The 11,568-nt window shown below is 61.7% G+C and carries 10 protein-coding genes and 1 pseudogene; 5 read left to right on the top strand and 6 right to left on the bottom strand.

Features of this window, described 5'->3' with window-relative positions:
- Nucleotides 1–39: 39 nt before the first annotated feature.
- Nucleotides 40–1,872 (bottom strand): annotated as a pseudogene (locus QT222_RS14615) (AMP-dependent synthetase/ligase); the annotation flags it as partial.
- A 114-nt stretch (nucleotides 1,873–1,986) separates the two neighbouring features.
- The gene (locus QT222_RS14610) at nucleotides 1,987–2,895 is read right to left on the bottom strand and encodes an MBL fold metallo-hydrolase (RefSeq protein ID WP_004059349.1); all 909 of its coding nucleotides are present in this window, start codon (nucleotides 2,893–2,895) and stop codon (nucleotides 1,987–1,989) included.
- A gap of 204 nt (nucleotides 2,896–3,099) precedes the next feature.
- On the opposite strand from QT222_RS14610, the gene QT222_RS14605 reads away from it, so the two are divergent.
- From QT222_RS14605 to serS, 3 genes are all read left to right on the top strand, one after another.
- Nucleotides 3,100–4,014 carry an ABC transporter ATP-binding protein gene (locus tag QT222_RS14605; protein ID WP_491477585.1) on the top strand — a complete coding sequence of 305 codons (915 nt, stop codon included), beginning with the start codon at nucleotides 3,100–3,102 and terminating at the stop codon, nucleotides 4,012–4,014.
- On the top strand, nucleotides 4,011–5,762 hold the full coding sequence (locus QT222_RS14600) for an ABC transporter permease subunit (protein WP_491477584.1): 1,752 nt from the start codon (nucleotides 4,011–4,013) through the stop codon (nucleotides 5,760–5,762). The genes QT222_RS14605 and QT222_RS14600 overlap by 4 nt, the downstream gene beginning before the upstream one ends.
- Nucleotides 5,763–5,879: 117 nt before the next feature.
- Nucleotides 5,880–7,262, top strand: coding sequence for a serine--tRNA ligase (gene serS, locus QT222_RS14595; protein ID WP_004059352.1), 1,383 nt, complete (start codon nucleotides 5,880–5,882; stop codon nucleotides 7,260–7,262).
- 40 nt (nucleotides 7,263–7,302) lie between these two features.
- On the opposite strand, the gene QT222_RS14590 is transcribed toward serS, so the two are convergent.
- On the bottom strand, nucleotides 7,303–7,650 hold the full coding sequence (locus QT222_RS14590; RefSeq protein WP_014732406.1) for a nuclear transport factor 2 family protein: 348 nt from the start codon (nucleotides 7,648–7,650) through the stop codon (nucleotides 7,303–7,305).
- 125 nt (nucleotides 7,651–7,775) lie between these two features.
- Here QT222_RS14590 and QT222_RS14585 point away from each other — a divergent pair, with 125 nt between their 5' ends.
- Entirely contained in the window at nucleotides 7,776–8,273 is a 498-nt protein-coding gene (locus QT222_RS14585; protein WP_004059354.1) for a DUF367 family protein, read from the top strand.
- Nucleotides 8,274–8,290: 17 nt separating this feature from the next.
- On the opposite strand, the gene QT222_RS14580 is transcribed toward QT222_RS14585, so the two are convergent.
- A complete protein-coding gene (locus QT222_RS14580; RefSeq protein ID WP_004059355.1) occupies nucleotides 8,291–8,653 on the bottom strand; it encodes a DUF5518 domain-containing protein in 363 nt (120 codons plus the stop codon).
- A gap of 134 nt (nucleotides 8,654–8,787) precedes the next feature.
- On the opposite strand from QT222_RS14580, the gene QT222_RS14575 reads away from it, so the two are divergent.
- A complete protein-coding gene (locus tag QT222_RS14575; RefSeq protein ID WP_004059356.1) occupies nucleotides 8,788–9,765 on the top strand; it encodes an NOG1 family protein in 978 nt (325 codons plus the stop codon).
- A 280-nt stretch (nucleotides 9,766–10,045) separates the two neighbouring features.
- Here the strand turns inward: QT222_RS14575 and QT222_RS14570 are convergent, their stop codons facing one another.
- Both QT222_RS14570 and QT222_RS14565 read right to left on the bottom strand, forming a co-directional pair.
- Complete coding sequence (locus tag QT222_RS14570) at nucleotides 10,046–10,777, bottom strand: SIMPL domain-containing protein (RefSeq protein ID WP_491477583.1); 732 nt, start codon at nucleotides 10,775–10,777, stop codon at nucleotides 10,046–10,048.
- Nucleotides 10,778–10,983: 206 nt separating this feature from the next.
- The coding region (locus QT222_RS14565; RefSeq protein WP_491477582.1) for a DUF389 domain-containing protein at nucleotides 10,984–11,568 on the bottom strand (585 nt) is incomplete at its 5' end.

Raw genomic sequence — 11,568 nt, 5'->3', positions numbered from 1 at the left:
GAGGTCGTTCCCTTCGTAGACCTCTCGGGGGACGCGTCAGATGTGTATGATTCGCACGTACGAACCAAAGGTGTCGTTTGTGTTCTCAACTTCCTCCCCGATGCGCTCGTACACCCGGTCGTCGCGACAGATGTCTTTGGGGTCTTCGGGGAGGTCGATTCCCTGCTCGTCGGCCCACCCATGTAGGCCGTCGAAACTTGGGACGATGAGCGCGGAGATGAACTTCCGGCCGTCCCCGAGAACCATGCACTGTTCGACCACTGTCGACGAAGCGAAGGCGTCTTCGATGGGTCCAGGAGGGACGTTCTTCCCCGTCGAAAGCACGAGAATCTGTTTGGCACGCTCGCGGAAGGCGATGTACCCGTCTGGCCGGCGTTCGACTACGTCGCCGGTCCGGAACCAGCGGTTGCCCTCGTCGTCTTCGACGAAGGCCTCCTCGGTTTCTTCGGGGCGGTTCCAGTATCCCGGGGTGACGTTCGGCCCGCGAACGAGTAGTTCCCCGACTTCGCCACCCGCATCACCAAGCTGGTCGCCGACGACCGTCTTGTCGAGTTTTATTTCAACCTCCCGAAGCGGGTAGCCGATAGTCCCGATTTTCGGCGCTTCCGGTGGATTGACCGTGATGACAGGCGAGGTCTCGGTGAGTCCATAGCCCTCGAATATCGGTAGTCCCATGGCGTGATACAGTGCACAGAGTTCCGCCGAGAGGCTTCCACCGCCGCTGATGAAGAACTCGATGTTGCCACCGAGGGCTTCACGCACCTGGTCGAAGACGAGGCGGTCAGCGACTCTGTGTTTCGCACTGAGAAGATAGCCGGGCGAGTCCGTCGTGTGGTATTCCTGTCCGACGTCGACGGCCCATTCGAAAATGCGCTTTTTGACCGGTGATTCGCTCGCCTGCGCACGAATCGCGTCGTAGAGCTTTTCGTACACGCGCGGGACGCTCGTCCCGGCGGTCGGCTGGACGAGTTGGAAGTCCTCGCGCAAGGTGTCCGGACTCTCGGCGTAGGCGACGGTCGCACCCGCAGCGAACATCATGAAGTGACCGGCCATGCGCTCCAAGACGTGTGCCAAGGGGAGGAACGACAGCGACACGGAGTCGGGGCTGACAGCGGGTGCGTCGCTCTTGTTCGGACGCGGCCCGAACCGTCGATAACTCTCGTTGACGTTCGACCGAAAGTTCCAGTGGGTGAGTTGGGCACCCTTTGGCTGTCCCGTGGTTCCGGAGGTGTAAATGAGGCTGGCAAGGTCGTCGGGGTCGCGCGCATCCAACCACGATTCGTACTCCGCTTCGTCGAACACCTCCTCGCCGTGGCGATGTACTTCACCGAGCGTCAGAATGTCGTCGCGGTCGTCGTAGCCCTCGTACTCGTCGATGACGACGATAAACCGTAAGTCGAGGTCGTCTTCGACGGCCAGTACGCGCTCTAAGAGTTCCTGATTCTCGACGACGACGGCGTTTGCACCGGGGTCCGACAGGAGATACCGAACCTGCCGCTCCGACGACGACGTGTAGACCGTGGTGACGACACCGCCAGCACCGAGGACGGCGAAGTCGGTCTGTGCCCACTCCATGCGTGTGTGTGCGAAGATGCCCACTCGGTCACCCGTCTCCATTCCGAGGTCACGGAACCCCGCGGCGAGGTTCCGGACGATATCTCGCATCTTCTCGTAGGTCACGTCGCTGAACACGCCGTTGGGTGCCGCCGGTACGACACCCTCGCCGACGAGTGAGCGCTCGTAGATACCACCTTTGTACTGCTGTGCGATTCGTGAGGCGTTCCGCGCTGCGCTCTCTTCGAACATTCGTGGGAGGGTCGTTCGAGCGATAACGGGGTCGTCGAAAGTCGCCTCTGCGTCCCGCCAGTCCATATCCTGTTAGTACAGATTCAACATTTAAAACTATGTACGTTCGTACAATTGAAAGCCCGACGTATCACGGGGAAACGCAGATACAGGGCCGCTAGGCGTCTCGCCTGCGGGTCGCTACTCGTCGTCTTCGATGTAGTCGAGGTAGCCGAGTACGCCTCGCACGTTCAATCGTTCTTCGTCCTGAGCCTTCCGCACGCCCCAAACCTCGTCCATCTCGGTGTTTTCTACGAAGTGCGTGATGACCGCCTCGTCATCGTCGAGTTCCTCGCGCTTCTGTCGGATGGCTTCGACCCACTCCACGAGAACGCGCTTGTACTCCGCTGCGAGGTCATCGTCGTACGGTCTCGACCCGAAGTGGCCGAAGCAGATGGTTTCGGGGTCGATGTCCTCGATGGTTCGCACGTCGTCGAGCGCCTTTTCGAGGTGGAACTGCGAGGGCGGCGAGGTCTGGAGCAGCGTCCGCGACCGCGGTTCCCAGATTCCGAGCGCGTCGCCGGTGAAAAGCAGGTCGTCGCGGTCGTCGTGATACATCACCTGATGCGGTGCGTGGCCGGGCGCGTGGTGCACCGTGAGCGTCCGGTCGCCGAGGTCGATTTCGTCGCCGTCGGTGAGCGACTCCACCCGGTCTTCGTCGATTGGGAGTGGTTCGTCGTAGAAGCGCCACTGGTCTTCGACGGCGGCTTTCGTGCCCGCAACGAGACGCGAAGGGTCCACGAGGTGCGGCGCGCCGATTTCGTGGGTCATGAGGGTCGCATCGGGGTAGCGCTCGGCGAGGTAGCCCGCGCCGCCCGCGTGGTCGAGGTGGACGTGCGTCGGCAGAATGTACGCGAGGTCGTCCACGCCGAGTTCGTCGAGCATTCCGAACACGTGCTCTCTGTCGGCCGCGATGCCGGTATCGATGAGCGCCGGCTTTTCCGCGTCGATGAGATAGACAGAACCGTAGTGTTCGACTTCGTACATTCCGGTATCGACGTAGTACACGTCCGTGCTGTTCGGAACGGCTTCGACATCGCCAATGGCCATAGTTGAGGGCCGTCTCCGGGGAGCAAAAGCGTTCGGCCATCGCCATCCGCTCCGACTCTCAGTTTACGACCGAGAGACGAAACGCCCGACACCCGCCCGATACCCGCTCGACATCCGCTCGGTACCCGCTCGACGCCAGCCGGTGGGACAAAATATCAAATGAATATAAATATTTTAGTTCTGTTTCTTTAAACCCGGTTAGTAGTGGCAATCGAACTACACTCTCTCACGAAACGATACGGCGATATCTGTGCAGTGGAGGATGTCAGTCTCACCGTCGAGCAAGGCGAAGTGTTCGGTTTTCTCGGCCCGAACGGTGCCGGGAAATCAACGACTATCAATATCCTTCTCGACTTCGTGCGGCCGACAGCCGGGCGTGCCTCTATCTTCGGTATCGACCCGCAGGAAGACCCGCGTGCCGCTCGTGAACGCCTCGGCGTGCTCTCGGAAGCGACCGGCTTCTACGAACGCGACACCGCCCGCGAGCACCTCGAATTCGCAATCGCGATGAAGCGCGCGGACGACGACCCGCAGGTGTTGCTCGAACGAGTCGGCATCGCGGACGCCGGCGACAGGGCTGTCGGGGGCTTTTCGAAAGGCATGCGTCAGCGCCTCGGCTTGGCGATTGCGCTCGTCGGCGAACCGGACCTCATCATCCTCGACGAACCCCTCGGCGGTCTCGACCCGACCGGCGCCCAGACCTTCCGCAACATCATCCGAGAAGAGCGCGACCGCGGCGCGGCAGTCTTCTTTTCGAGTCACATCATGGACCAAGTCGAGGCTATCTGCGACCGCGTCGGTATCATGAACGACGGCCGTCTCGTCGCGGTCGATACGGTCGAAGCACTCCGGACGACACCGGACGTTCCGTTCGAGCTATCGGTCACGCTCGATACGATTCCAGACAGGATACAAGACGACTTGCTGTGTCTCGACGGCGTCGAAGCGGTCTCGACGAATGACGACGTCCTGCGTGTCGGTTGCGCCGACGCGAGTGCGAAAGCCGACGTTATCACGCTCCTCGACGACACCGAAGCGGTGATACTCGACCTCAGAACCGGTGAACCGTCGTTAGAACAGGTCTTCATGGAGACGGCAGTCGAGGGTCCGTGCGCATGAAGCGGGTTCTCTTGCTCGCACGGCACGACTTCGGTCACGCGCTCCGGGACCGACTGGTCTGGGGTGCGGTGATTCTGCTCGGACTGATGTACTTGCCTACTGCAGGCTCTCTCGCGTCGAGCCAGTACTATTCGCTTTCCGAGTACATCATCCAAATCCCGTTCGAGTTGCAGACGTTCACGTTAGTCCTCGTCGTGGCGGTCGGCTACAATTCCGTCGTCGGCGAGCGAACTGCCAAAACGATGAAGCTCATCTTCGGTCTGCCCAGTACGCGCCGAGACCTGCTTCTCGCAAAAGTACTGTCGCGGGTCGTAATCGCTCTCGTCGCGACCGCGACGATACTCGTAATCGGGAATTACTTCCTCGTCCATGGATACGGACGGCCGTATCTGCTCCCGTACTGGACGGTTGGCGCGTGGATACTCCTATACGTCGCCGTCTGGACTGCGGTCACCGTCGGCTATTCAGCGGCCTTCGATTCGGCGTATCGAACGTTACTCGCAATCGCCGGGTCCTTCTTTCTTTTCTCGCCTGATTACTCTGTGTGGGGGTCCACGTTCCGTCCCGCGTTCACGTTTATCTTCACCGGTTCGTCGTCTCCGACCTCGTATGACACAGTCGCCGAAATCCCGCTTTGGTACCACGTCACCGAACGGTTCAATCCGCTAATCGCCTTTTGGGAGGCCATGAGTTGGTCGGTTCGGGTAGTCGGCCCCGGAACGCCTTCGGGTGAAACGCTCGCGTTGAACGTCTTCGGGACGTTCGTGTTTCTCGGATTCGGCATCGTCCCGCTCTTGTTCGGTTATCGTCGCCTCACTCGAAGGGATCTCGGTGACGACTCGTCGTCGGGACAGACGCGTCTCCGCCGATACGTTGACCGCGTGACGAAGCCAGCGAGACAACTGCTACGACCCACTCGGTGGAGCGACTCGCGCTTGTGGGTACTTTTGGTTCAGGACGTTCGACAACTGTTCCGGAACCGGTTGGTACTTGGCGGTATCGCCGTGACGGCGTTGTTTGTACTCCCTGGTATCTCACAGTCGATAGACCCGTCCTCTGCGTTCGGCCCAAGAGAACAGGTGGCTGATATCAGTGGTGCGTTCTCTTTTGCCCCGTTAGTGCTGGGAGCGCTATTCGGATATCGAGCCATCGTCGGCGAGCGAGCGGAGAAAACGCTCCGTGTCGTTCTTGGCAACTCCGCGACTCGTCGGGACGTTTTCGTCGCCAAAGCCGTCTCTCGATTGACCACGGCGGTTCTTGTTTTGCTTCCGCTGTTCGTTTTCGCTGAACTACTCGTGCTTGTTCGATTCGGCCATAGCTACCCTGTGTTATTCCTCACCGTGGTCGGGAGTGTTACCACGCTCACGCTCCTTTGGACTACAATCTCACTTGGGTTTTCCGCGGCCACCTCGTCACCATACCGTTCGATTGCGGGCACTGCTACGACGTTTCTGTTTTTTTTGCTGTTCTGGGGGGACGTGGTAAGGCCAGTAATCGGAGCTCTCACTGGGACCGATACTAGGGGCCTTCATGTTGGTATGACAACACCGCCAGCCCAATTCATCAACCACCTGAGCCCGCTCCGAGCGCACACAACGCTCGGACGAATGCTGTTCCCTCTACAGATTCCTGATGACCCCGTTCCAGGGTCTGTCCCGCTTTTCGTCTTTAGCGCGGTCGTCTTTCTAACAGCGACGACGCTCCCGCTGTACCTCGGCTATCGCCGGTTCGGGCGGGTGGACCTGTAACCGCTTGTAACCTACTCTTCGGGGTGGCGGGTACCCCCGGGTTCTGTTTTTCGCCGTACTGTACCATCCCCCGGTGATGCGATACGATTTTCCCGCCCGCCCGGGAATCACTGACCAATGATTGACAGGCAACTGCTCCGCGACGAACCGGAGCGAGTCCGCGACGCGCTCGCGGCCCGAAACATGGAGGGCGTGGATGTCGACCACATCATCGACGTGTACGACGAGTGGCGTACGCTGAAAGCCGAGGGAGACGACCTCCGACACGAGCGAAACGAGGTCAGCCAAAAAATCGGCCAGCTAAAGCAGGAGGGCAAAGACGAGGAAGCCCAGGCGGCCATCGACCGCTCGGGTGAACTCAAAGAAGAACTACAGGAACTCGAAGACCGCGCCGACGAACTCGAAGCGGAACTCGACGAAGCGCTTCTCGAACTCCCCAACATCCCGAACGAGTCGGTCCCGGTCGGTGCAGACGAGTCGGACAACGAGGAGATTCGCCGCGTCGGCTTCGACGACCTGCGCGACCTCCCCGACGAGGTGACGCCGCACTACGACCTCGGCGAGGAACTCGACATCATCGACGAGGCGCGCGCGGCGAAGACGACCGGGTCGGGCTTCTACTTCCTCAAGGGCGAGGGCGCGATGCTCGAACACGCGCTCATCCAGTTCATGCTGGACGTGCACCGCGAACAGGACTACGTGGACCTCTTCCCGCCGGTTCCGGTCAAGACGACCTCGATGGTCGGCACCGGCCAACTTCCGAAGTTCGCCGAGGACGCCTATCGCATTGGCGGGTCGGAGACCGAGAACTACGAGGACGACGACCTGTGGCTCTGCCCCACGGCGGAGGTGCCGGTCACGAACATGTACCGCGACGAAATCCTCCTGAAGGACGACCTCCCGCTGAAGCATCAGGCGTACACGCCGAACTTCCGACGCGAGGCTGGCGAACACGGGACCGAAACCCGCGGTATCGTCCGCGTCCACCAGTTCAACAAGGTCGAACTCGTCAACTTCGTCGAACCCGACGAGTCGTACGACCGACTCGAAGCCCTCGTCGACGAGGCGGCAGAAGTGCTCGACCGACTCGGCCTGCCGTACCGCGTGCTCTCGCTCTGTACCGGTGACCTCACCTTCGCGTCGGCGAAGACGTACGACCTCGAAGTCTGGGCACCGGGCACCGAGTCGGACGACGCTCCGGAACTGGGCGGTCGCTGGCTCGAAGTCTCGTCGGCCTCGAACTTCGAGGACTTCCAGGCTCGCCGCGCCGGGCTTCGCTACCGGCCCGAGCGCCACGAGTCGGCCGAGTATCTCCACACGCTCAACGCGTCGGGGACGGCCGTCGGCCGAATCATGGTCGCGCTGCTCGAATACTACCAGAACGAGGACGGCACGGTCGACGTGCCCGAAGTCCTCCAGCCCTACATGGGCGGCCGCGAAGTCATCGAGGGTCACGAGCCGGTCGGTGAATCGGCAGTCGGCGCGGGCAAGAAGGACTGACGCGTTCGTTTCTCTATTCTCTTTTGTGTGGCGACTGCGCTCAGTTCGGCGGGCGCGTGAACGTCTTCAACTCGGCGAGCTTTCCGTCCCGCGCTCGAAACCGGTCGAGGAAGACGAATATCTCGCTTCCGCCACTGTCTTCGAGGTGACCGCGGACGACGACTTCGTCGTCGGATTTCGACTGGATGTAGCGGTCGATGACGTGCCTCGTATCCGTCTGCGGCCGACCGTCGCGCATGAACGAAACGAACTCCTCGCGCCCGTCGAGTCGCATGTCCTCGCGCTGCTGGACGAACCCGGGGTCGAGGAGGTTCCGAAGCATGTCGTATCCATGGTGGTCGATTGCCGTGTAATACTGTCGAGCCAGATACGTTGCGTCGGGATGCACGGTTCCCCTTCGTCGGCCGGGCGGAAGAATCCGCCGCCCGCGCCGTCGGCACGCTCGGATAGACCCTGTACCGACCCCACTGTCTCGTTCGGGACGCTTTTCTCCGGGAGTCGCGTACCGCCGATGTGGACCTGCACGTTCGATACGAGGGTGACGACGACCCGAAGAAGTGCACGGCGAAAAAGCTCGAACGGTTCGAGATGGCGACCCTCCACGGCACGGACCGGGCGACACCCTACGGCGTCGTGCTCAACCCCCACGCCGAGCGGGCGCTCTCGCCTGCTGACAAGGACACGGGCGCGCTCGTCGCGCTCGACTGCTCGTGGGAGTCCGCCGAGGAGGCGATGTTTTCGCTTCCCGGTGAGCATCGCGCGCTCCCGTATCTCGTCGCCGCCAACCCCGTGAATTTCGGTCGTCCGATGCAACTGACGACCGTCGAGGCACTGGCCGCCGCGCTCGTCATCTTCGGCGAGAAGCCGCACGCCGAGGAAATTCTCTCGAAATTCAACTGGGGTCACACCTTCCTCGAACTCAACGAGGAACCGCTGCGGCGCTACAGCGAGTGCGAGAATTCGACCGAGGTCGTCGAAGTTCAGCGCGAGTACCTCGAACGCGGCGAATAGCCGGGATTCGAACGTTCTCAACCTTTCACCCACGCACCGACCGCCCCGGCGATGGCGCTGTCGATGGCGAAGATGAGCGTCAAGACGATACCGACGACGAAGACGCCGACGCCGCCGAGGAGACTACCGAGCGGTCCGCCCGCGAGTCCCACGAGTCCGCCGAGGAGCGCTGCAAGCAGGGTGACGGCGATACCGGACAGCGACCCGGCGACCAGTCCGTTCCACGCGCCGTTGCCGAGCGTGCCACCGGCGAGATAGCCCGCCGCGAACCCGCCGACGAGGCCCGCTCCGATTTGCCCGATAATCGGGATTGACAGCCCGCCGGTCCCGATGACGAGGATGATGACGAAGCCGACGGCGACCGCTTTCCAGTCTGTCATGTGCTGAGATTCATCGTCTTCGGGTAAGAACCTCGTGGCGAACCGTGCGGGTGACAAGCACGCTTAATTCAGCGTTCGAGGCGCCAAGCCCCAAACGAACGCGCTTTTACGCCTCGACCGTGTAGCGGGTTGCAATGATTTTCGAGTCTCTCCCGACCACGCCCCGGTCGGACGAACTCATCGACAAGGCCTTTTCGCGGGCCGCGCGCACGGGGCGAGCGAAGCAGAACAAGTTGGAGGCTCAGCAGTCGATGCTTCAGACGGCGTCGAACATCCTCTCGGACAACCTCGAAAACGTCGTCGTCGAGTGGCCCGACTTCGAGACGGTCGACCCGTTCTACTACGAACTCGCCGACGCAATCGTCGATGTCGACGAGGTTCGAAAGAGCCTCTCGGAGATTATGTGGGCCTCGCGGCAGATTGACGAGATTGCTCGCGAGTACCAGCCGAAACTCCGCAAAACCGACGCCGACCTCGCTCGCAAGCACCGAAAACAGGCGTTTGCCCGTATGGCAAACATCACCGAGGAGGTCGAAGACGACCTGCTCCGAATCGGCGAGGCCCGCGACGCACTGAAGAACCTCCCCGACATCCGCCCGGACGAACCGGCAATCGTCGTCGCCGGCTATCCGAACGTCGGGAAGTCCTCGTTCGTCAACGACGTGACCCGCGCATCGAACGAAATCGCACGCTACCCCTTCACGACGAAGGGCGTCCAAATCGGCCATTTCGACCGCGAGCGCATCCGGTACCAGATTATCGACACGCCGGGGCTGCTCGACCGTCCCGAGGACGAACGAAACGATATCGAGAAACAGGCCGTCAGCGCCCTCGAACACCTCGCGGACGCCGTCATCTTCGTCGCCGACGCCAGCGCGGAGTGCGGCTACCCCATCGAATCGCAACTCGAACTCCGAGACGCGGTGCAAGCCCGATTCGAGGAACGTGACATTCCGGTCCTCACCGTCTGCAACAAAAGCGACCGCTCGACCGACATGGAGGCAGACCTCTACATGAGCGTCGAGACGGGCGAAAACGTCGATGCAGTCCTCGATGCCGCTGCCGACGCCATCGGGTTCGAACCCGACATCCCGCCGTCGCGAAACGAGTAACTGCTCGGCTTTTGGTCTGTTTTCTACTGTTGAAAGAGAGACACGGAGCGGGGAGTGTGTGACTGAACTCAGCGTGTAGCGACTGAAGTGAGGAGTCGAGTAGTCCGAGGTAGGGGGGTTGGGTTCGGAAGCGGGGAGGGTCGAAGCGGGAGCGGGGGTGGGGAGGGCCGAAGGCAGGCGTTGGGAGTGTGTGGACCGAAGGGGGAGGGTGCGGGGTGGCCTGAATGCGGTGGAGGGCCGATTGGAGGGCGGTCAGCGGGTGTTCGCGTGATACTGCTCGTTACTCGGCCGTGTAGACGACCTCAACCGTCGCCGAGACGGTTACGGGACCGGGTGTGAGTTCAGTTGGTGCTCCGGAAGTCGTGCGGGCGTCTTCGAAGGCGACTGGGTACGGACCGGGCGAGTTGCTCCCGCCGACGGTGGCGGTCTGGACGCCCGTGACAGTGAGGTCGGATGCGGTGGCGACGTCGTCAGCGTCCGCCTTTGCCGATTCGACGGCCTTCGTCAGGGCTTCACTGCGGAGTTCGGCGCGCGTCTCGTCGGTGAGCGTGAAGCGCACGTTCTGGACCTCGCTGGCTCCGGCACCGACGGCGAGGTCGATGACTTCACCGGCACGGTCGGGGGCGACTTCGACGCTCAGCGTGTGGACGGCGCGGTAGCCGACCAGTTCGCGTTTTTCACCGCCGTGGTCGTACTCGGGACGGATAGTGAAGCCGGTCGTTTGGATGTCGTCTTCGGCGATACCGGCGTCAGTGAGGGCGGTACGAACAGCTGAAACGTTGTCAGCGACCGTCCCGCGCGCCTCGTCGGCGGAGTCTGCGGTGTGGGTCACCGCGATGTTGACGACGGCGAGGTCGTCGTCGGCGGTGACCTCACCAGTTCCGGTCGCGGAGATGGTCGTCGCATTTGTGCTGTTTGCGCTCTCTCCAGGTGCCGCCTGTAACGGTGACAGACACCCTGCGAGGAGTACGAGTCCCACGAGGAGTAGTGGGGCGATGATGCGTCGTTGCATACTTGCTGAAACGTCTGCGATGCTATTCAAGTCGCGCTAAAGACAAAGAGCGACTGTACCCTTTAGTGAAAACTACTGAATCCCTGACTGTGTAGCGGTGTGATACTCGACGATAGCGGCCGATTCACAACGACGATGACTCGGTGACAGCGGCCGATTCGCAACGACGATGACTCGGTGATAGCGGTCTATTCGTCGACGGCGACCTACTCTGCGACGGCGACGTAGCGAACCTCGACCGCAATCCGGTCTGTCCCCCACGGTGAAAGCGGGTCAGGTGCGACCGCATTCACTCGTTGTGTGAGTTCATCTTTTACTTCCGGTGGGTCGGACCACGGGTCGTACCCGACCGTAACGACGACTCTGGCGGGTTCCTGTAACGGTCCGCTATCGTACCGGACGTCCATCGATAGCAGTTGCGCGTCGGTGTCTGCGAGCACGCCTTCGATGGCTTCCTGTGCATCGCTCTGGAATCCCGCGTTTCGGTACGTCGTGTACGTGACCGTCCCGAGGAACGACGAGAGGACGAGCAGTCCAATCCCGATGATTGCAATACGGTACAGGGCGGCCCGACGGGCCTCGTCGCGTCGAATCCAGTGTTCCGGGCGGTAGCCCTGTTGCCAGAGCACGCCGATTGCCACGAAATTGATAGAGAGGATGTTCACGAGGACGAGAATCGCAGAGCCGACGACCGCCTCGGGTGACCCCCACGCGATTCCAATCCCGACCACGGCTGTCGGCGGAATCAACGCGGCGGCAATCATGACGCCGACGAGCGCCGTCGAGACGCC

This window comes from Haloferax sp. s1 (assembly GCF_058382125.1).
Note: the sequence above shows the minus strand (reverse complement) of the source record. Positions and strands in the feature narration are given on the sequence as shown.